At 73.0% G+C, this 20,738-nt stretch carries 15 protein-coding genes; 6 read left to right on the top strand and 9 right to left on the bottom strand.

The annotated features are described in order from the left end of the window. Positions 1–20: 20 nt before the first annotated feature. Complete coding sequence (locus ACFY3L_RS26430) at positions 21–737, top strand: PIG-L deacetylase family protein (RefSeq protein WP_389329257.1); 717 nt, start codon at positions 21–23, stop codon at positions 735–737. Positions 738–833: 96 nt separating this feature from the next. Here the strand turns inward: ACFY3L_RS26430 and ACFY3L_RS26425 are convergent, their stop codons facing one another. The 3 genes from ACFY3L_RS26425 to ACFY3L_RS26415 all read right to left on the bottom strand — a co-directional run bounded on the left by ACFY3L_RS26425 (position 834) and on the right by ACFY3L_RS26415 (position 3,949). Next, positions 834–1,937 carry a thioester domain-containing protein gene (locus ACFY3L_RS26425; protein ID WP_389329254.1) on the bottom strand — a complete coding sequence of 368 codons (1,104 nt, stop codon included), beginning with the start codon at positions 1,935–1,937 and terminating at the stop codon, positions 834–836. Between the two features lie 132 nt (positions 1,938–2,069). Further along, complete coding sequence (locus ACFY3L_RS26420; protein ID WP_360557964.1) at positions 2,070–2,723, bottom strand: response regulator transcription factor; 654 nt, start codon at positions 2,721–2,723, stop codon at positions 2,070–2,072. Next, a complete protein-coding gene (locus tag ACFY3L_RS26415; RefSeq protein WP_389329250.1) occupies positions 2,723–3,949 on the bottom strand; it encodes a PspC domain-containing protein in 1,227 nt (408 codons plus the stop codon). The genes ACFY3L_RS26420 and ACFY3L_RS26415 overlap by 1 nt, the downstream gene beginning before the upstream one ends. Positions 3,950–4,188: 239 nt before the next feature. Here ACFY3L_RS26415 and ACFY3L_RS26410 point away from each other — a divergent pair, with 239 nt between their 5' ends. From ACFY3L_RS26410 to ACFY3L_RS26400, 3 genes are all read left to right on the top strand, one after another. Next, entirely contained in the window at positions 4,189–6,333 is a 2,145-nt protein-coding gene (locus ACFY3L_RS26410; RefSeq protein WP_389329247.1) for a PspC domain-containing protein, read from the top strand. Then, complete coding sequence (locus ACFY3L_RS26405; RefSeq protein ID WP_389329244.1) at positions 6,330–6,599, top strand: hypothetical protein; 270 nt, start codon at positions 6,330–6,332, stop codon at positions 6,597–6,599. Before ACFY3L_RS26410 ends, ACFY3L_RS26405 begins: the two co-directional genes overlap by 4 nt. 82 nt (positions 6,600–6,681) lie before the next feature. Further along, the gene (locus tag ACFY3L_RS26400; protein WP_389329241.1) at positions 6,682–7,950 is read left to right on the top strand and encodes a phosphatidylserine decarboxylase; all 1,269 of its coding nucleotides are present in this window, start codon (positions 6,682–6,684) and stop codon (positions 7,948–7,950) included. A 323-nt stretch (positions 7,951–8,273) separates the two neighbouring features. Here ACFY3L_RS26400 and ACFY3L_RS26395 read toward each other — a convergent pair whose 3' ends face one another. The 5 genes from ACFY3L_RS26395 to ACFY3L_RS26375 all read right to left on the bottom strand — a co-directional run bounded on the left by ACFY3L_RS26395 (position 8,274) and on the right by ACFY3L_RS26375 (position 14,747). After that, positions 8,274–9,233 (bottom strand): CDP-alcohol phosphatidyltransferase family protein, encoded by a 960-nt coding sequence (locus ACFY3L_RS26395; RefSeq protein WP_389330096.1) that lies wholly within the window; start codon positions 9,231–9,233, stop codon positions 8,274–8,276. 291 nt (positions 9,234–9,524) lie between these two features. After that, on the bottom strand, positions 9,525–10,253 hold the full coding sequence (locus tag ACFY3L_RS26390) for an NUDIX hydrolase (RefSeq protein ID WP_389329238.1): 729 nt from the start codon (positions 10,251–10,253) through the stop codon (positions 9,525–9,527). Between the two features lie 130 nt (positions 10,254–10,383). Beyond that, positions 10,384–11,319: an NUDIX domain-containing protein gene (locus ACFY3L_RS26385; RefSeq protein WP_389329235.1), complete on the bottom strand. Its 936-nt coding sequence runs from the start codon at positions 11,317–11,319 to the stop codon at positions 10,384–10,386. 94 nt (positions 11,320–11,413) lie between these two features. Continuing rightward, positions 11,414–12,967, bottom strand: a complete 1,554-nt coding sequence (guaA, locus tag ACFY3L_RS26380) for a glutamine-hydrolyzing GMP synthase (protein WP_389329232.1) — start codon at positions 12,965–12,967, stop codon at positions 11,414–11,416. A 94-nt stretch (positions 12,968–13,061) separates the two neighbouring features. Then, complete coding sequence (locus ACFY3L_RS26375; protein WP_389329229.1) at positions 13,062–14,747, bottom strand: FAD-dependent oxidoreductase; 1,686 nt, start codon at positions 14,745–14,747, stop codon at positions 13,062–13,064. Positions 14,748–14,864: 117 nt separating this feature from the next. Here ACFY3L_RS26375 and ACFY3L_RS26370 point away from each other — a divergent pair, with 117 nt between their 5' ends. After that, entirely contained in the window at positions 14,865–16,085 is a 1,221-nt protein-coding gene (locus ACFY3L_RS26370; protein ID WP_389329227.1) for a hypothetical protein, read from the top strand. Here the strand turns inward: ACFY3L_RS26370 and ACFY3L_RS26365 are convergent. Then, complete coding sequence (locus ACFY3L_RS26365; RefSeq protein WP_389329224.1) at positions 16,063–17,322, bottom strand: ABC transporter substrate-binding protein; 1,260 nt, start codon at positions 17,320–17,322, stop codon at positions 16,063–16,065. The genes ACFY3L_RS26370 and ACFY3L_RS26365 overlap by 23 nt on opposite strands. A 201-nt stretch (positions 17,323–17,523) precedes the next feature. On the opposite strand from ACFY3L_RS26365, the gene ACFY3L_RS26360 reads away from it, so the two are divergent. After that, on the top strand, positions 17,524–20,736 hold the full coding sequence (locus ACFY3L_RS26360; RefSeq protein WP_389329221.1) for a nitrate- and nitrite sensing domain-containing protein: 3,213 nt from the start codon (positions 17,524–17,526) through the stop codon (positions 20,734–20,736). Positions 20,737–20,738: the final 2 nt, after the last annotated feature.

The following is a 20,738-nucleotide window of genomic DNA, read 5'->3' as shown; positions in this document are numbered from 1 at the left end:
GAAACGGTAAACAGGAAGCCATGAGCTTCCCGAGATCAGCAGCCCCGCTCCAGGACGTCCGGCGGGTGCTGTGCGTGTTCGCCCACCCCGACGACGTCGACTTCGGCAGCGCCGGCACCGTCGCCGGCTGGGTCGACGCCGGGCTCGAGGTGGGGTATCTGCTGGTGACGCGCGGCGACGCCGGCGGCTTCGACGACACCCCGCGCGCCATGATGCCGGCGCTGCGGGAGGCGGAGCAGCGCGCGGCGGCCGCGGTCGTCGGGGTGGATCATGTCGAGTTCCTCGACGGCTACCGCGACGGGCTGCTCACGGCGTCGATCGAGCTGCGGCGCGACATCACCGCGGCGATCCGCCGGTTCCGCCCCGACCGGGTCCTGACCAACTCGCCGCTGCGGCGCTGGGACCGGATCGCCGGGCCGAGCCACCCCGATCATCTGGCGGCCGGGGAGGCAACGACGTGCGCGGTCTACCCGGACGCGCGCAACCCGTTCACGTTCACGGAGCTCGACCTGCCCGCGTGGACCGTCCGCGAGATCTGGTACTCCGGCGGACCGGACCCGGATCATCTGGTCGACGTCACCGACACGTACGAGCGGAAGCTCAAAGCGCTCAAGGCACACGTGTCGCAGACGTCGCACATCGAGGACCTGGACGGCATGCTGCGGGCCCGCCTGTCGGCCACGTCGCAGACGCCGGGCCGCCTCGCCGAGGCCTTCTCGGTGTTCCACACGGCCTGAAGAACACGGCCCTGAAAACGCCCTGAAAACGCGGCCCTGAAAACGCGGCGTGCCCGGCCTTCCGAGGAAGACCGGGCACGCGACGAAACCGGGGAACTAGGCGGTGAAGCGGACCTGCCGGCGGCGGCGGACCACCAGCAGCAGGGCGATGCCACCCGCGACGAGCAGGACGCCCGCGGTGATCGCGCCGGTGAGCTTCACACCGGTGACCGGCAGCTCCGGCGGGGCGGCGTTCACGGTGACCGTGGCCTTCGCCTCGAGCTCGGTGCCGGCGACGCCTGCCAGGATCAGCTTCTGCGTCTTGTTCGGCTCCTTGGCGGTGACGAACATGCGGCCGATCGGCACGGAGCCGCTGCCCTTGGCGTCGATCGTCACGGTGCCCACGGCGTCGGCGACGACGTAGAACTTGCCGCCATTCGGCAGGGACGTGACGGCCTTGCCGGCCTCGTCGACGAGCTTGCCGCCGGTGGCCGTGAGGGCGGCGTCGCCACCACCGGAGACGACGGTGAACGGGCCGATCTTCTTGCCGACCACACCGGACAGGGTGGCCGGGTTGATCTCGAGCTTCGGCTGCGGGTCGGCGCCCGCGTCCTGCGACGCCTTCACGAGGTACTCGCTGACGGCGACGATGACGGCGTACTGATCCGTCGTGTTGCCCGTGTTGAAGCCCTCGTTGTTGTCACGGAGGGCGAACAGCTCGGAGTCCGTGATCGTCCAGATGGCGCTCTGGGTGCCGGCGTAGACCAGCTTCTTGAGCAGCTCGGCATCGATACCGGCCGCCTTGCCCTTCGCGGCCTCGACCAGCGCGGCAGCGCCCACGGTCGGGTAGCCGTGGGTCAGGACCCACTTGACCCGGCCGAGCTCGGCGGCGGTCGGCGTGGGGTTGCCGTTGTTCGACCACGCGGACTCGACGTAGTTGGGGTCGCTGATGTTGCGCTTGAAGTCGATGCAGTACGCGAGGACAGGCTCGGACGCACCAGCGACCTTCAGGCCGAGACGCGGCGCGGCGGTCTCGTTGCCGTTGGCGTTGTTCTCGGTGTTCTTCGAGTTGATGACCTTGATCGCGTGTGCAGCGTCATCGATCGAGACCTGCTTGCCGGTGACGGTCTCGGCGTAGGCGGCGCCGGCTCCACTGAGCGCGACGGCACCCCCGACGAGCACCGCTGCGGCCAGACCGGCCATACGGGAAATGCGTGACACGGTGACTGGACCACCTTTGACGAGAATCAGGGGGACGCTCGTTTCTAGCGGTCGGAGCCCCCTCCTGTCACCTCCTGGGCAACACCAGTCACACCAGTCACACCAGTTTGTCCGGAAATCCCGCGAAAAAAATCAAACCAGGCGGCGATCTGCAGCCCAGCGGGACAGCTCATACCGGTTCGACATCTGCAGCTTGCGCAGCACGTTGGACACGTGTGTCTCGACCGTCTTGATCGAGATATAGAGCTCCTTGGCGATCTCCTTGTACGCGTAACCGCGCGCCAGCAGCCGCAGCACCTCGCGCTCGCGGTTGGTCAGCTGGTCGAGCTCCGGGTCGGCGACCGGTGCGTCGGGGCGCGCGGCGAACGCGTCGAGCACGAAGCCGGCCAGGCGCGGGCTGAAGACGGCGTCGCCGTCGGCGACCCGGCGGATCGCGTCGGCGAGCTCGTCCGGCGAGATGGTCTTGGTGACGTACCCCCGCGCGCCGGCCCGGATCAGCCCGATGACGTCCTCGGCGGCGTCGGAGACCGACAGCGCCAGGAACTTGACCTGCGGCCGCGCGCGGCGCATCGCGTCGAGGACGGCCCGGCCGCCGCCGTCGGGCATGTGCACGTCCAGCAGCACCACGTCGGGCTCCAGTGCGCTGATCTTCTGCACCGCCTCCGCGACCCCGCTGGCCTCACCGATCACGTCGACGTGCACGCCGAGCTCGGCGCGGACCCCCGCCCGGAACATGGCGTGGTCGTCGACCAGGAACACCCGCAGGCGCTGGGTCTCGTCAGTCATCACTTCTCCGTATCGATGGGCAGGCTCAACCGCACCTCGGTGCCGTCGCCCGGTGTGCTGCGGATCTCCGCCTTGCCCCCGTGGCGCCGCATGCGGGCCAGGATCGAGCCCCGCACGCCGTGCCGGTCGGACTCGACGGCGGTGAGCTCGAAGCCGACGCCCCGGTCGCGGACGAACACGCTCACACAGTCGGGCTCGACCTCCGCGTAGAGCGAGACGGTCTCGACCTTGGCATGCTTGGCCGCGTTGACCAAAGCCTCGCGGGCGGCGGCGACGATCGCCGCGACCCGCTCGTCGACGTCGACGTCACCGACGACGACGGTCTCGACCGCGATCGCGAACGTGTCCTCGACCTCGGCCGACGCCTCCTCCAGGGCGGCGCTGAACTTCTCCGTCGGCGACGCGGTCGGCTTGTACAGCCAGTTGCGCAGGGTCCGCTCCTGCCCGCGGGCGAGGCGCTGGACCTCCTTCAGGTCGCCGGCGTTGCGCTGGATCAGGGCCAGGGTGTGCAGCACCTGATCGTGGATCATGGCGGCCAGCTCGGCCCGCTCCTGCTCGCGCACCCGCGCCTCGCGCTCCGTGCTGAGCTGCGTGAACATGCGGTAGAGCAGCGGGGCCAGGGCGAGGCCGACGCCGGCGAGGGCGACCGCGGCGAAGCCGAGGCCGTAGCCGATCGAGGCGAGCGTGGCGCCGGAGATCGGCACCCCCACGACGAACGCGCCGATGATGCCGACGACGACGAGCAGGCCACCGCCGATGAACCGGACCAGGTAGGACTTGCGGTTGTTGTCCATCACGGCGCCGAGCCAGGGCATCCCGGGCACGGTCGCCGTCCAGCGCTCGCGCCGCTTCGGGTCGGCCTGGTGCCAGATGATGCCGGCGCCGAGCGCGATGACGGCGGCCAGCCAGCCGATCACGGCCTGGATGCCGTCGCCGGGCCCGGCCATCATCACCAGCAGCACCATGCCGACGCCGAGCGCGAGGAACGAGAAGAGCTGGTTGACGTTGCGCCGGCCCGACCGCACGTGCGGCGGCATCGGCAGCACCGCCCAGAACGCCGCGTAGAGCAGCGCGCCGAGCCCGCTGAAGGCCGCGAGCAGCACGAACGCCACCCGCACCAGCACCACGGAGGCGCCCAGGTGCGCGGCGATGCCGGCGGCGACCCCCGCGACGACCCGGTCCGCGGGCTCGCGGTAGAGGCGGCGGACGGGCACTGGGCTGGTCATCGGACTCGTTTCGGTTCGCGGTCGTGACTGGGTTCCACCAGATCGTCACATGCCGACCGACGCCCGGACCACTCCGAGCCACCCCGGAACCGGCAAATCAGGGTGGTGTCAGGGTCGATGCCTGAGGCGCGGAGGGCTCCCGGTCGGCGACGATCGGTGGCATGACGAACCCGCCTGCCGCCGACGAGCCGGCGGCCGCAAACGCACGTGCGGAAGATCAAGAGCCGGATGGTGTACGGATGGAGCCCAGCTACGAGGCGGACTACCTGCCCGGCGGGTCCGACGACGACGCCACGGCCACCGACGCCGCCACGTCGCAGAACACCCCCGCCGCGTCCGCCGGCGCCGCGCCCGCCAGCGTGTCGCCTGCCGGCCTGTCGTCCTCCAGCTTGTCGTCCCCCAGCTTGTCGTTTCCCAGCACATCGTTCCCCAGCTCGCCGTTCCCCAGCTTGTCGCCTGCGGGCTCGTCGCCCGCCGGCACGGAGCCTGTCAGCGGCGCACCGGTGAGTGGGGCGCCGGCGAGTGGGGCGCCGGTCAGCGCGCCGCCCGCGGAGACGCTCGTGCACGACGCGACCCCGGATCCGGACGACGACCCCGCGGGGGAGGCGGCGACCGTCCCCGCGGAGCCGAAGCTGGATCTGACCAAGGTGGAGCAGGAGGAGCGCGCGTCGGAGGACTTCGAGCCGCCGGCCGGTGGCTTCGCGCCGGGTGCGCCCGCGGGCGCCGGACCGGCCGGCCCGCCGCCCGGTGGGGACGGGCCGTTCGCGCCGCCGCCCGGCCCCCCTCCGCCCGGTGGTCCTGGTGGTCCTGGGGCGTTCGGAACGGCGGCCGGAGGGGTGCCGCCGTTCGGATTCAGCCGCAGCAACCTCGTACGGCCGCAGCAGGGCCGGTACGTCGCCGGGGTGTGCGCCGCGATCGGCCGGGCCACGAACACCGACCCGACGCTGTGGCGGGTCATCTTCGCCGTGCTCACGCTCGCCGGCGGGGTCAGCATCGTCGCGTACCTGCTGGGCTGGCTCGTGCTGCCCGCCGAGGGGGACACCGGCTCCCCGCTGGAGGCGCTGCTCGGCCGGGGCAGGTCGACGACGTCCGCCCCGGTCGCGATCGTGATCGGCGTCGGCGCGGTGCTGGCGTTCGTGCTGGTCATGTCCCGCAACGTCGGCGCGGCCGCGGTCGGCCTGGCCGTGGTCATCGGCGTGGTCGCGCTGCTCGTCCGCGGGCAGGGCAACCTGCCGCCCTGGCCGCAGCCGGACCAGCCGGGCGACCCGCAGGGCGGCCGGCCCTGGATGCCGCCGGCACCGCAGATGCCGCCGGCACCGCAGATGCCGCCGACATCGCAGATGCCGCAGACGCCACCCGGGCCGTTCGTGCCGCGGACGGGCCCAGCTGCTGCCGCACCGTTCCCGCCGTCGGTGCCGCCGTTCCAGTCCGCCGGACCGTCGTTCACCGGGCGTGGCGGCGGATCGGCGGACAAGACGCCCGGCGTACACCCGGCGTGGCTGCGACACCAGACCGCCGTGACCCAGCCCGTCCCGGCCGCCGCTCCGGCGACACCGGCGACCGCCCGGCCGTCCGCGCCGCTGGTGCCGCCCGTGCCGCCGCTGCCGCCGCTGGCACCGCCCGTGCCGCCGACCGGTTACCGGCCGCCGTTCGCGCCGCACGGGCCGTTCAGCGGGAACAGCCCGTACGCGGCGTCGCTCGGCTACCCGCCGGGCATGCCCGCGTCGCCGTACCCGGGGCTCGCCCCGCAGCCGCCGAAGCCCCCGAAGCCGCCGAAGGTGCGCTCCCGCCTCGGCCGGGTGATCTTCTCGCTGATCTGCCTGTCGCTCGGCGTGCTCGCCGCGCTCGAGGTGACCACCTTCGACTTCCTGGTCAGCACGTACTTCGCGGTGCCGCTCGCGATCGTCGCGGTCGGCCTGATCGTCGGCGCGTGGTTCGGCCGGGCCCGGCTCATGATCCTGCTCGGCGTCGTGCTGAGCCTCGCCCTCGCCATCTCGACCGCGTCGACGACGGCCGGCCCGAGCACGAAGGACGTCGAGAACATCAACATCAGCCCGGTGTCCGTCACCGAGCTCGGCAACGACTACCGCACCGACTTCGGCAACATCCGCGCCGACCTCAGCCAGGTGGACTTCACCGGCCAGGACCTCGACATCAGCTTCCGCGTCGGGTACGGCGGCGACATGGAGATCATCCTGCCGAAGAACGTGGACGTGTCCGTCGACGTCCGGGTCCAGGGCGGCGCCTGCAACGTCCTGGGGCGCGAGTGCGGCGGGTTCAACCAGACCAACCAGTTCACCGACCTCGGAGCCGACGGCGCCGGTGGCGGCAAGCTGCACCTCGACCTCGACCTTCGCTACGGCAACCTGGAGGTGACCCGGTGAAGCCGCACCGCACCGATGGCCTCTCCCTCACGTTCGGCCTGATCTTCCTCGGCATCGTCATCGTCTGGCTCTTCAACCAGGCGGTCTCGGTCGAACTCAACGCCGGCTGGATCGTCGCCGTCGGCCTGATCGTCTTCGGCCTGCTGGGGCTGCTCGGGGCGCTGCGCTCCGACAAGTCCGACAAGCCGTCCAGTTCGGTCCCCGCCTCGTCGGCGCCGCCGGCTTCCTCGGCACCTCCCGCGTACGACCCGGACGAGACGGACTAGGCACGGAATATGCTGGGCCGGCGGGGCGCGTCTCCCCCGCCGGCCTTTCGCTTGCTTTCGTTTCTTGAGGAGCCCTTCAGACATGACCCAGTTTCCCGTTGGCGGCGCGTCCGGCGTCTCCCGCCGCCCGATCCAGATCGGTGACCGCGCCGCCCGGGTCCTCGCCTCCGAGCTCGCCCGCCACGGCGGGCCCAAGACAGGCCTCCTGGTCGGCCCCGCGGCCGGCTCCGCCACGCTCGCGGCGGCGATCGACGCGCTGCTGCCCGACGACCGCCTGACCATCGTCGCCACGTCCGGCGCCTCGGCGGCCGCAGGGGCCGTCGCCGCGCTCCGCGAGCACGTCGAGCGGCAGGGGCGCTGGGTGTCCGACCGGACCCGCGTCGTCGAGTCGCTCGCCGAGGCGGAGCCCGCCGACGTGGTGATCCTGGCCGAGCCCCTCACGGGCAGCGCCGACGAGGCCCGCACGGTCCTCGCCGGCCTGACCAAGCTCGTCACCGCCGGCGGCGTCCTCACGGTCGTCGTCCCGGCGACCCGCCTGCCGAGCGGCGCCGCCGACGAGGTGGAGCGCCAGGCCGCGCTGTACGGCGTGGGCAGCGACCTCGTCCTGCGCAACGTGCCGCCGGTCCGCGTGCACCGCCTCCGGCACACCCCGGCCCACCACGCCGCGGCGCACAACCTGCTGCCGGCGCTGCGCCCCTCCAGCGTCCCCCTCACCCGGGGCATGCACATCGACTCCAACGGCGTCGCCGCCGCCGGCATCGCGCTCGGCCTCGCCGCCCTCGCCAAGGCCGCCCGGCCGAAGTCGAAGCTGTGGCTGGTCCCGGCCCTGGCCGCGGCGCCCGTCGCCGCGTTCTTCCGCGACCCGCAGCGCGACGTGCCCGAGGACGCGAGCGCCGTGGTCGCCGCCAGCGACGGCAAGGTCCTCGGCGTCGAGCGCCTGCACGACAAGCGCTTCGGCGACATCGAGTTCCTCCGCATCGCGGTCTTCCTGTCCGTCCTCGACGTCCACGTCAACCGCGCCCCGGTCGCGGGCAAGGTCGTCGACTACTTCGTCGAGGACGGCGGCTACGCGGCCGCGATGAAGCCGGAGGCCGAGCACAACGTCGCGGCGTACACGCTGCTGGAGACCGCCCACGGCCCCGTCGCCGTCGTCCAGCGCACAGGGCTGATCGCCCGCCGCATCGTGCAGCGCGCCCCGGTCGGCTCCCTGCTCGCCAAGGGTGAGCGCTTCGGCCTGATCCGCTTCGGCTCCCGCACCGACGTCTACCTGCCCGCCGACAAGGCCGCCCCCGCGGTGGCCCCCGGCGACCGGGTCGTCGGCGGCTCGACGGTCATCGCCACCTGGCTCTGACCCCCGCTCCCACGGTCCGGTGGAGATCCCGCTCCACCGGACCACGGCGACGGCCACGCGTCCGCCTGCGGTCCGCCAGGTCCCGCACCCCGCACTCCGCGACGACGGCAGCCCCGCACCCTGCGCCGTCTTGACAGACGTTGGCGAATGCGCGGATTTGCGGCTTTTCGCCGGAAACGCGGCGCGGTCCGCACGCAAAGCCGTTCTCCGAAACGGGGGGCGGATCGCGCGACGCCTATCCGTGCGGCCGGGCGTCGAGCCGGAGACAGCGCAGCGCCCCGCGTCCGGAAGCCGGAGGCGGGGCGCTGCGAGGTGCGGAAACGTCAGGCGGCGGCGTGGCGGCGCTGGCGGAGCCAGAGGACCGGGCCGCTCACCAGGTACGCCAGGACCACCGCGACGAACGTCAGGCGGAAGTCGACCAGGGCGCCGAGCACCGGCAGGACGAAGAGCCACGGCGGGAGCTTCGCCAGGCGGGCGAGCTTCGCATACGGGAAGCTGGACACCATGGCCAGGCCGAGGAGCGCGACGCCGGCCACGCGCAGCGCCGCGGGCATCTCCGGGGAGATGAGCGTGGCGAGGGCGAGCACCGCCGCGCACATGGTGGTCGGCACGCCGCAGAAGAAGCGGCCGTCCTTCGGGGAGACGTTGAAGCGGGCCAGGCGGATCGCGGCGCAGGCGGCCACGAGGGCGCAGGCGGGCATGAGGGCGGCGGCCGGGGCCGAGTCGCTGAGCCAGGCGTAGACGACGACGGGCGCGGCCAGGCCGAAGGAGCACATGTCGGCGAGGGAGTCCATCTGCGCGCCGAACGGGCTGGCGACGCCCAGGCGGCGGGCCAGGAAGCCGTCCAGGCCGTCGAAGACGACGCACGCGATCAGCAGGGTGGCGGCGATGCGGACGTCGCCGTGGTTCACGGCGACGAAGATCGCGCACAGGCCCAGCAGGAGGCTGCTGATGGTGCAGGCGTTGGCGAGGGCGAAGCGGATGCGCCGGCCGACGGTGCGCTCGCCCGGCAGCAGCGGGATGCTGAAGCTCGAAGCCTCTTCGGCATCCAGCGAGACCGGCGGGACGGCGGGGCTGACCGGCGCGACAGACACCACTTCTCGTGACAGTCCGTCACGGCGGCGCATACGCAGGCGCGGGAGCCGGACCCTGCCCTCGCGGGTCTCGGTCTCGGCGGGCGGCGGTATGAGCAGCGAGGTGGCGCCGGCGACGTTGCCGTCACCGCGGCGACCGACCCGCCCGGCGAAGAGCACCTGGCGGGCGAGCGAACCGCTGCGTCGCAGCCGCCCCGCCCACTGTCTGCTGCCACCGGGGCGCGGACTGTCCGTGGTGCGTCGTCGCTGCCAAGGTGCTCTCGGCACTGATCCTCCATGCAGGAACGGGGTTCCTACGGTCGCATTCCGGGGGCGTTTGCCCCACTGTGTCCGTCTTCGCGAGACTGCCTCGCGATCTACACCATCGCATATCGTGTCGCGCTTGGCGATGGCTCAGATAGGAACCAGCCTAGAAAACATGCTCGTTCGTGCCTGACGCCGGACTACTCAGCGTAGTCCCAAATTCACCTGTAATTTATCTTAACGACCACGATCACTGTCCCGTCGCGGGAGTGAGGCGGCCCACTGGACCACCTCCGAGAGCTGGAGCCCGGGCAGCTCGGCGCGGTCGAACCAGGCCGCCGCCGCGGTCGACCCACCGGCGGCCTCGGTCACTCTGGGTGTGGTCGGCGAGGGCACCAGCACGCGGTAGAGCGCCCGGACGGCGTGCCAGTTGATCGGGTAACCCTCGGGGCCGATCGCGCCCGGGTTGCGCCGGTGGGTGACCCCGAGCAGCTCGGTGATCTCCCCGTGCTGAGCCGTCTCCTCGATGATCTCGCGCAGCAGCGCCTCGGCGGGCTGCTCGCCGAAGTCGGTCCCGCCGCCCGGCAGGTGCCACTTGCCGGCGCCCGGGTAGCCGGGGGCGATCTGGGCGAGCAGCACCCGGCCGGCGGGGTCGGTGACGAAGCCGTACGCGGAGAAGCGCTGCCCGGTCGGCAGCCCGTTGGGGTCGGGCCGCTCGGTGAAGTCGCCGACGGCCGCGCCGGGGGCCGGGGCGACCTCGAAGACGACCCGGTCCTCGTGCAGGTCGGGCGTGACGACGGCGTGCACGTCGAGCACCGAGAGCACCACGACGGACAGGTCGGCCTGCTCGACGAAGTGCCGGACCATCGCGGTCGAGGGGCTCTCACCGTGCCGGACCGGCCCTCCGACGTCGTCGGTCCCTCCGGGGCGGCGGCCGTAGACGGTGATCACCCGAGCTGCGCACATGGCGCCAAGCGTAGAACCGCCCCGCGAGCACCCGACGCACGCCCGCCCCGCGCGGCACCTGCGAAAGCCCGCGCGGCACCTGTAAGCAAAGGCCTAGCGGAGGCCCGCGCGGCACCTGCAAGCAAAGGGCCTAGCGGAGGCCCGCCCCGCGCAGCGCCTCCTCGGTGACCTCCGTCAGCTGCAGCTCGTCGAGGTCCTCGGGGTCGAACCAGCGGGCCTCGGCGGTCGAGCCGCCGACGTCGTGGATCACGGGGCGGCTGGAGCGCGGCACGTGGACGCGGTAGAACGCGCGGACGCCGTGCCAGTCGATCGGGTACCCCTCGGGGCCGAGCTGGGCCGCGTCCCGGTGCGACGCCACGCCGAGCAGCTCGATGATGTGGCCCTCCTGCCCCGTCTCCTCGACCAGCTCGCGGATGAGCGCCTTGCCGGGCTGCTCGCCGAAGTCGGTCCCGCCGCCGGGGAGGTGCCAGCAGCCGCCGCCCGGGTACCCGGCGGAGATCCGGGTCAGCAGGACCCGGTTGCGCCGGTCGGTGCAGACGGCGTAGGCCGCGAAGCGCTGGGCCCGGTGCAGGCCGTCGGGGCCGGGCACGGCGTAGAAGGACGGCACCTCGGGCACGCCGTCGGGGCGCAGGTCGACCGCGGCCTCGCGCAGGCCGAGCGCGTCGGCGGTGAAGCGCCGCAGCGGCAGCTGCTCGGCCTCCTCGCGGGTGACCCAGCGGGCCAGGTCGGTCGGCTGGCCGACGCGGTCGCGCAGCGCGCCGCCGCGCACCGTGACCTCGTAGATGAGGCGGTCGGTGTGGATCGTCAGGCCCCGGTCCGGCAGCGCCCGCATGTCGGCGAGGACGTCGCGCAGCCGGGTGACGGCGACGGAGAGGCCGGTCTCCGCGGCGGTCTCCCGCACGACGGTGTCGACCGGCTGCTCACCGTGGTCGACGGCGCCGCCGGGCAGCGACCAGACTCCGGGCGTGCCGGCCTTCGCCGACCCCCGGACCAGCAGAAACTCGTCGGAGTCGGCGATGACGCAATAGGCCGCGATGCGGCGCAGCGGCTGTAACGCAGGAGTCACGTCGATAAATTGTCCGGCTTTTCAGGCCAGTCGCAAGGGCGACGCTCACCGAAAGGCTGAATGAACGTGCCCGACAACACCCGAAAAGCCCCGTTCACTCCCACTCGATGGTGCCCGGCGGCTTGGACGTCACGTCCACCACCACGCGGTTGACCTCGCTGACCTCGTTGGTGATCCGGGTCGAGATCTTCGCGATCAGCTCGTGCGGCAGCCGGGACCAGTCGGCGGTCATGGCGTCGTCGCTGGAGACGGGGCGCAACACGATCGGGTGACCGTAGGTGCGGCCGTCGCCCTGGACGCCGACGCTGCGGACGTCGGCGAGCAGCACGACCGGGAACTGCCACACCGACCGGTCCAGGCCCGCGGCGGTGAGCTCCTCGCGGGCGATCAGGTCGGCGGCCCGCAGGATCGCGAGCCGCTCCTCGTCGACGGCGCCGATGATCCGGATCGACAGGCCGGGCCCGGGGAACGGGTGCCGCATGACGATCTCCTCGGGCAGGCCTAGCGCGGCGCCGATCGCGCGCACCTCGTCCTTGAAGAGCGTCCGCAGCGGCTCGACCAGCGAGAACTGCAGGTCGTCAGGGAGGCCGCCGACGTTGTGGTGCGACTTGATGTTGGCGGTGCCGGTGCCGCCGCCGGACTCGACCACGTCGGGGTAGAGGGTCCCCTGGACGAGGAACTCGACGTGCTCCTCCGCCTCCAGGTCGCGGGCGGCCTGCTCGAAGACCCGGATGAACTCCCGGCCGACGATCTTGCGCTTCTGCTCCGGGTCGGTCACACCGGCGAGGGCGCCGAGAAAACGCGCAGAGGCGTCGACGACCTTCAGGTTGATGCCGGTGGCGGCGACGTAGTCCTTCTCGACCTGCTCGGCCTCGCCGGCGCGCAGCAGGCCGTGGTCGACGAAGACGCAGGTCAGCTGGTCGCCGACGGCCTTGTGCACGAGCGCCGCGGCGACGGCGGAGTCGACGCCGCCGGACAGCGCGCACAGCACGCGCTTGCTGCCGACGCGGGCGCGGATCGCCTCGACCTGCTCCTCGATGATGTTGTTGGACGTCCAGGTGGGCTCGATGCCGGCGATGTCGTAGAGGAACCGGCGCAGCACCTCCTGGCCGTGCGGGGTGTGCGCGACCTCCGGGTGGAACTGCACGCCGGCGAGCCGCCGCGACACGTCCTCGAAGGCGGCGACCGGCGCGGCCGGCGAGCCCGCGGTGACCGTGAAGCCGGCCGGCGCGGTGGTGACGCAGTCGCCGTGGCTCATCCACACCGACTGCGCGTCGGGCAGGCCGCGCAGCAGCACGCCGCCGCCCTCGGCGATGCTCAGCGGGGTGCCGCCGAACTCGCGCAGCCCCGTGTGGCTCGCCTCGCCGCGCAGCGCGACCGCCATCGCCTGGAAGCCGTAGCAGATGCCGAAGACCGGCACGCCGGCGTCGAACAGGCCGGCGTCGACCTGCGGGGCGCCCTCCTCGTAGACCGAGGACGGGCCGCCGGACAGGATGATCGCGGCGGGGCGCTTGGCGAGCATGTCCGCGACCGGCATCGAGTGCGGGACGATCTCGGAATACACGTGCGCCTCGCGCACCCTGCGGGCGATCAGCTGCGCGTATTGGGCACCGAAGTCGACGACGAGAACCGGCGGCGGCGTGGTCATGCGTCGAGCCTAGTCGGCGCCCCGGGGTGACCTGCGCCTCACTGCCGCTCTTTCAGCCTTCGCCGCGTCGGTACGACCATGCGGCGCCCTCGGGTCACGTGAGGTGCTCCCTTCGCCGCCGCGGCGCCGGCAGGGCGGTGACGCGCAACGCCGCCGGCGCGCCGGCCGGGACGGCGGGGTTGGCGGGCGGGACGGGCGGCACCGGGCGGTACGCCTCACCCAGCGGCGGCCGCGGGTCGGGCTCGCCGAGGTTGGGCCACATGGACATGGCCCGCTCCGCCTGGGCGGTGATCGTCAGGGACGGGTTGACGCCCAGGTTGGCGCTCACCGCGGCGCCGTCGACCACGTGCAGGCCGGGGTGGCCGTAGACGCGGTGGTAGGCGTCCACGACGCCGCGCTCCGGCGAGTCGCCGATCGGCGCGCCGCCGAGGATGTGCGCGGTGACGGGGATGTTGAAGACCTCGGTCCAGCTGCCGCCGGGCATACCGCCGATCTCCTCGGCGAGCAGCCGGACGGCGTGGTTGCCGGCCGGGATCCAGGCCGGGTTGGGCTCGCCGTGGCCCTGCGACGTGGTGAGCTTGCGCCGGCCGGTCCAGCCGCGGCGGAGCTGGACGTTGAGCGAGTTGTCCAGCGACTGCATGACCAGCGCGATCACCGTCTTGTGCGACCAGCGCCGCACGGAGAGCACCCGGGCGTGCCGGATCGGGTGCCGGAAGAACGCCCCGAACCAGCGCAGCGGCCGCAACGGCCCGCCGTCGGTGAGGACGGTCTGCAGCAGACCCATGGCGTTGGAGCCGGGGCCGTACCGGACGGGCTCGATGTGCGTGTGCGCGTCGGGGTGGAACGAGCTGGTGATCGCCACGCCGTCGGTGAAGTCGACGTCCTTGCGCAGCGAACGGGCGCCGAGGATGGACTCGGAGTTGGTGCGGGTGAGCGTGCCGACCCTCGCCGACAGCTCGGGCAGGTGCCCGTCGGCGCGCATCCGCAGCAGCAGCTCCTGGGTGCCCAGGGCGCCGGCGGCGAACACGACCTGCGCCGCGTGGAACGCCCGGCGGTCCCGCCGCCGCCCGGTCCCGCGGGTGTCGACGCGATAGCCGCCCTCCTCAGGTCGTACCGACGCCACCGTCGTCAACTGGTGGACCTCTGCGCCGAGCCGCTCGGCCAGGTGCAGATAGTTCTTCACCAGGGTGTTCTTCGCGCCGACCCGGCAGCCGGTCATGCACGACCCGCAGTGCTCGCAGCCGTGGCGCAGCGGTCCGACCCCACCGAAGTACGGGTCGACGCCCGACTTGCCGAAGTACACCCCGACGGGGGTCTGGTGGAAGGTGTCGCCGACGCCCATCCGCTCGGCGACGGCCTTGATCGCGACGTCGGCCCGGGTCATGCGGTGGTAGACGCTGACGCCCAGCATGCGCTCGGCCTGGTCGTAGAAGGGTGCGAGCTCGGCGCGCCAGTCGGCGATGCCGCGCCACTGCGGGTCGTCGTAGAACTGCTCGAGCGGCCGGTAGAGGGTGTTGGCGTAGATCAGCGACCCGCCGCCGACGCCGGAGCCGGACAGCACCAGCACGTTGCGCAGCAGCTTGATCCGCTGGACGCCGAAGCAGCGCAGGGCCGGCGCCCACAGGAAGCGCTTGGCGTCCCACGACGTCTTGGGGAACTCGTCGTCGGCGAAGCGCCGACCGGCCTCCAGGACCGCGACCGAGTAGCCCTTCTCGGCCAGGCGGAGCGCGGTCACGCTGCCGCCGAAGCCCGAACCGATGACCACCACGTCATATCGCACGCCTCATGGTGACTCACCAGTAAGTTACTGGGAAGTACCCAGTTTCGCATCGGCCGGTGTCAGTCCCGCCGGAGCGCCTCCGCCAGCTACCGGGCCGGGTGCGGCACACTGAGGCACATGGCGAGACTTCCCGGCGGGCTGGCCGCCTGGCGTGGCCGCCGGCTGCTGCGCGGTGCCGGCCCGGCGCCCACGAAGGAGCACTGCGGCCCTGACACCGCCAAGGTGACCGCCGCCCGCCACACGGCCCTGCACTCGCTCGTGACCGAGGCGGCGAAGTACGCGGACACGACCCCGCCGGTCGCGGTCGCTCTCACCGGGTCGGGCACCGTCCGGTTCACCGGCGGCGTGCTGCGCGTCGGGCTGCCCCTGGTGTGGGGGCTGCCCGCCGACCACCTGCGCATCGTCCTGGCGCACGAGCTGGCGCTGCCGGACACGAAGCACCCCGACCTGGTCCGCGGCCTGCTCGCCGCGGCGGCGGACGCCAAGGTCCTCGCCGCGACGGGACCGCTGCGGGCCGCGGTGGAGCAGGTCCGCGACGCCGCGGCGATCGCCGCGGGCGGTGGCGGGCTGTCCGGCGTCGAGGACGCCGCCGCGGCGCTGCTGCGGGCCGCGACGGTCGAGGCGGCGTTCGCCGCGTTCGCCGCGGCCGAGGGCCGCCACCTGCTCACCCGTGACGGCGCCGCCGAGCCGGTGCCGGTGCGGATCTCGGACCTGCACGCCGGCTGGCGGCTGCGCCTGTCGCGGTGGGGCGCGCCGGCGGTCGACGGCGGCGCGCTGCTCGACGAGGTGCCGCTGCGGCACCCCGGCCTCGCCGCCGAGCTGCGCGCCCTCGACGAGGTGCCCCGGCCCGGGCTGGCCGGCGACGCCGTCGACCTGGACGTCCTGACCGCCGAGGAGGAGCTCGGCCTCGCCGCCGGCGTGATCGCGGGCGACGGGGAGTGGACGCGCTTCGAGCGGCTGCCGGTCGAGGTGTACGGCGCGGAGGTCGAGCGCCAGGCCCGCGAGTACGTGCGGGCGGTGCGGGCGGTGCTCGGCCGCGACCCGGACGACCGTGACGAGCTCGCCGGCACGCTGCTGCGCCGGCCGGTCGACGTGGAGCGGGCCCGGCGCGGCGAGACCGCCGCCGACGACCAGCCGGCACCGCCGTGGATGGGTGTCGTGCTGCTGTCGGTGCTGGTCGAGCACGCGCTGCTGCAGCAGGGGTGGCGGCGGGAGCACCCCCTGGTGGCCCGGCGCCTGGTCTCGTCCGGCGGCGAGGTGCTCGACCTGAACGAGCTGTACCAGAAGCCCGACGAGCTGCGGCGGCTGCTCGCGGCTACAAGTTCAGTGTCGGGGTAGCCGCCAGCTCGACGGGGTGGATCACCAGGTAGCCGTTGGGGGCGTGCTGCTCGACGACGCAGGCGCCGAGCACGTTGTAGCCGGCGCCGTCGAACCGGATCCCGTTCCACGGCATGACGATCTGGGTCGCCGGCAGCGAGAACTGCTGCACCGCGTTGCGGATCGTCGGCGGGCTCAGGTCGCTGGTGACGGTGTTCATCGCCAGCGCGAGCAGCATCGTCGCGGTGAACGCGGCCGCCGCGACGTCGGTCAGCTTGGCGTTGAACGCCTGCTCGTACATGCCGCCGACGATCCTCGCGACAGGGTTGCGCCCCGCGAAGTCCCCGGACCAGCCCGAGACGCGGAGCACCTGGTTGTTGCCCTTGACCGCGTCGAGCGCCCCGACGCCGGGGCCGAGCGCGACGACCGGCGCCTTGCCCTTGAGCCGGCCGGCCAGCTCCACCGCGGCCGCCGCGTCCTGCGCGTTGAGCACGAACGCGAAGACGGCGTCGCCCTTCTCGATGAAGCTGCTGTCGCCGGCACTGCCGGACTCCAGGGCGATCTGCTGCCGGCCGCCGACCTCGTATCCGGCGGCGAGGCTGAGGTCCTCGATCGAGGCGCGCACGCTGGCGAGCTGCTCGCCGACGGTGCCGGTGGCCTTGCCCGTCGCGGTGATGATCCGCTTGAACTGGTCGCCGGTGTCGCGCTCCCGGTACAGCAGCGCCAGTCCGGCCGAGATCGCCTGCCGGTCGCTGGGCTGGATGCGGAAGTGCGCCGCCCGGTTGAGGTCGGCGAACGTGTCCGCGGTGCTCAGGGCGTCGACGAGCGCGACGCCGATGGTGTCGGTCTCGCGGCCGGCGGGCGCGGCGACGTCCAGGGTGTCGGCCAGGACGAGCCCGACGGCACCGTCGTGCACGAGCCGCGAGGCCTCCTTCTGGACCTTCTCCGGCGCGCTGTCGTTGTTGCCGACGACGAGGGTGAGCTTCGTGCCGTTGCTCAGGCCGGCGCCGGGGGCCAGCGGCAGGGGGATCTTGAGGTCCGTGAGGTCGTTGTTGATCAGCTCGATCGCGAGCTTCGCGCCGAGCTGCGCCTGCTGGCCGATCGCGGCGTTCGGCCCGGTCGTGGAGACCAGCAGGCCGATCGCGATCGACCCCGGCGGCTTCGGCGCGGGATTGCCCTTGCTCGTGCAGGCGGTCAGGAGCAGCGCGGTGACCACGGCGATCGCGGCCACGGCGGGCCGGCGGCCGAGGGTGTGCACGACAGGAAGCTCCTTGGGACACGCGGCAGGTCGGACGGTGCGTATCCTTCCCGTCTGGTCGATGCGTTTCAACCCCGAAGTCGAATGCCAAGTAATGTGACCTGGACCACAATGCCGTGGTTGGACAGATGTCGCAACCCTGGTTTGATAAGGCTCGCACGCTGCCAGGCAGCGCGATGACGCATGCGAAAGGTGTGAGGGGTGCAGACCTTCGCTTCGCCACCTTCATCGAGGGCTCCCGCCGTCGTCATGAAGGTGAACAGCCACCGGCGCCGCAGGCCAGGAGAGCCGCAGCGACGGAGCGCGTCGCTGTTCCGGGTCCGCGACTGGCGCGTGCCGACCAAGCTCGCCGCCGTCCTCGTGCTGCCCGCCGTGGCCTTCCTCGTCATCGCCGGCGTCCAGATCAACGCGTCCGTGCAGGACGCCTCCAAGCTCGACCAGTTCGCCCAAGGGGTCAAGGTCGGCCGCCAGTTGACCAATCTCATCCACTATCTGCAGCTGGAAAGGGACCGAACGGCCGGAGTTCTCGCCAAATCGACCACCGTCCAAGCGCCGAGTGGGTCTACTTCGAGCAACCAGGAGCTGGCCGCGAACTACGCCGCCACCGACGCGGCCCTCGCCGCCTTCTCCCAGGCGGCCCGCCCGCTGCTGGCCAACCCGATCTTCAACCAGTCGCAGAACCGGGTCAGCGCCGACTTCGCCGACCTGCAGATGGTCCGCGAGGGTGTCAAGCAGCGGTGGCTGCGCCAGGACGCGGTCTTCGACCAGTACTCCTCCACCATCCAGCACCTGTTCGGGCTCGTCCCCGACCGCCCCGACATCGGCGGCGACTCCCAGTCGGTCGCCGAGGTCTCGTCCCTCATGGACCTCGCCCAGGCCAAGGAGCTCAAGGACCAGTTGCGCGGGCGGATCTTCGCGGCCGCCAGCGCCGGCAAGTTCGCCCCCGACGACTTCGAGACGTTCTCCGAGATCCAGGCGCGGCAGGTGGCCGCCGTCGAGCGCTTCCGCGCCTCCGCCAGCCCGCGGCACCTGGCCCTCTACGACCGCAACCTGCGCCAGACCGCCGTCGGCACCGTCGCCCGCCTCCAGCAGCAGGTCATCTCCCGCGCCCGGGGCGCCGCCGTCGGCGTGACCGCCGAGGACTGGTGGCTCGCCAGCACCAGCGAGCTGGACTACATCCGCACCATCGAGCAGGAGCTGCTCGAGGACGCGATCGAGGGCGCCGGCAACCGCAGCGCCTCGCAGCGCACCGACGCCATCGTCGCCGTCTCCGTGATCGTCCTGGTCATGCTCGTCGCGCTACTGCTGTCATGGCTCATCGGCCGGTCGATGGCGCGCTCGCTGCGGCAGCTGCGGGCCCAGGCGCTCGACGTGGCGCAGCACCGCCTCCCCGAGGCCATCCAACGCCTGCGGACCCTGCCACGCGGTGAGACCGTCACCGTCGACACCACCACCAGGGTCCGCTCCACCGACGAGATCGGTGAGGTCGCCGACGCGTTCACCGCCGTGCACCGCAGCGCCGTCAGCCTCGCCGTCGAGCAGGCCGTCATGCGGCGCAACGTCAACTCGATGTTCGTCAACCTGGCCCGCCGCTCGCAGACCCTCGTCGAGCGCCAGCTGCAGCTGCTCGACCAGCTGGAGTCCGCCGAGACCGACCCCGACCAGCTGGCGAACCTCTTCCGCCTGGACCACCTGGCCACCCGCATGCGCCGCAACGACGAGAACCTCCTCGTCCTCGCCGGCAGCGAGGCCACCCGGCGCTGGGCGCAGCCCGTGTCCCTGTCCGCGGTGACGCTCGCGGCGATGGCGGAGATCGAGCAGTACGCGCGGATCCGGCACGACGTCGCCACCGACATCTTCGTCGTCGGGCACGCCGTCTCCGACATCGTCCACCTGCTCGCCGAGCTGCTCGAGAACGCGACCACGTTCTCGCCGCCCGACACGGTCGTCACCGTCTCCGGCTGGCCCGCGAAGCAGACCCGCGAGGCCACGATCGTCATCGAGGACCGCGGGCTCGGGATGACCGAGTCCGGGCTCATCGACGCCAACGACCGCGTGTCGGCGCCGATCGCCATCGACGTGGCCGCGTCCGAGCGGATGGGTCTCGTCGTCGTCGGCCACCTGGCGGCGCGGCACGGCGTGCAGGTCCGGCTCGACGCCACCGACGAGGGCGTCACGGCCTACGTGACCCTGCCCGCCCGCCTCCTGGCCGCTCCGCCGGAGGGCGCCGGGCTGTACCACGGCAGCGGCAACCGCATCGCCGGCATGTCGCGGCTGCCGATCTCCGCCGACGGTGAGGCGCGGCCCGCTCCCGCGGCGATCTCCGCCGAGGACGCGCCGACGGCCGTGCTGCCGGCGCTGCCCGGGCGTCCGAGCGGGGCCGTCGGCGCCGGGCCGGCCGCCGAAGGGGACGTGCCGGCGGTCGCGGCGCCACCGCTGCCGGCGGTGCCGGTCGCCCTGCCGACCTGGCCGGTCGCCGCCCCCGTGACCGCTTCCGCTTCAGGCGCTCCGGGTGCTTCGGGTGCTTCGGGCGCTTCGGGCGTTTCCGCCGCTTCGGACGCTTCGGGTGCCGAGCCGGTGCCGGCGTCGGTTTCGGGGGCGCCCGTGTCCGGTGTGCCCGTGTCCGGTGTGCCGGTGTCCGGCATGCCGGTGTCCGGGGTGCCGCTGCGCGCCGCGCCCGTGTCGGGGGTGCCGGTTTCGAGCGTGCCCGTGTCGGGTGCGTCGGTCTCCGGTGTCCCGGCCTCGGGCGTCCCGGCGTCGAGCTTCGGTCCTCACGGCCCCGGTTCGGGTGCACCTGTCTCCGGGGTGCCCGCTCCGGGTGGTCCGGCTGGTCCTGTCTCCGGCGGGCCCGGGCCGCAGGTGCCGGCGCAGCGGGTGCCGGGCAGTGGCAACGGCGCGGCTCCCGGTGCGCCTGTCTCCGGGGTGCCCGGGGCCGGCGGTGGCCCGGCGGGGCCCGCCTCCGGGCCGCCCGCGCAGCGGACCGCGAACGGTGGGCCCGCAGCGGGCGCGCAGCGGCGCGGGCCGAGCCGGGCCGAGGACATCATCGGCGCGGCCGCGCGGGGCAACGCCACGCCGCCCGCCAAGGGCACCCGCTGGTGGTCGCGGGGCGGCGCGGGTGACGCGCCGGCGACGCCGGCCCCGGCGGTCCCGGCGCAGCGGGGCCCGGTGACCGCGGGCACGAGCGCCAGCGGCCTGCCGATCCGGGTGCCTCTGGCACAGTTGCCTGGTGACACCGGGCAGGCGGCGACCAGACCTGACGTGACCCAGCCGATCCAGGTGTCGTCGCACACCGAGCCGGACCCCGCGAGCGTCAGCAGCATGCTCACCCGGTTCTACAGTGGCGTGCACCGGGCCGCGAACGAGGACGAGGTACCCACGGTGCCGATCAACGATCATCGAGGGAGCACGGCGTGACC

This window comes from Dactylosporangium sp. NPDC000521, assembly GCF_042898305.1.
Classification (GTDB): Bacteria; Actinomycetota; Actinomycetes; order Mycobacteriales; family Micromonosporaceae; genus Dactylosporangium.
Note: the sequence above shows the minus strand (reverse complement) of the source record. Positions and strands in the feature narration are given on the sequence as shown.

Coding starts and splice junctions, on each gene's coding strand:
- ACFY3L_RS26420 (WP_360557964.1), bottom strand. CDS start 2,723: ATGACTGACGAGACCCAGCGCCTGCGGGTGTTCCTGGTCGACGACCAC.
- guaA (WP_389329232.1), bottom strand. CDS start 12,967: ATGACCACGCCGCCGCCGGTTCTCGTCGTCGACTTCGGTGCCCAATAC.
- ACFY3L_RS26430 (WP_389329257.1), top strand. CDS start 21: ATGAGCTTCCCGAGATCAGCAGCCCCGCTCCAGGACGTCCGGCGGGTG.
- ACFY3L_RS26415 (WP_389329250.1), bottom strand. CDS start 3,949: ATGACCAGCCCAGTGCCCGTCCGCCGCCTCTACCGCGAGCCCGCGGAC.
- ACFY3L_RS26400 (WP_389329241.1), top strand. CDS start 6,682: ATGACCCAGTTTCCCGTTGGCGGCGCGTCCGGCGTCTCCCGCCGCCCG.
- ACFY3L_RS26390 (WP_389329238.1), bottom strand. CDS start 10,253: ATGTGCGCAGCTCGGGTGATCACCGTCTACGGCCGCCGCCCCGGAGGG.
- ACFY3L_RS26410 (WP_389329247.1), top strand. CDS start 4,189: ATGGAGCCCAGCTACGAGGCGGACTACCTGCCCGGCGGGTCCGACGAC.
- ACFY3L_RS26370 (WP_389329227.1), top strand. CDS start 14,865: ATGGCGAGACTTCCCGGCGGGCTGGCCGCCTGGCGTGGCCGCCGGCTG.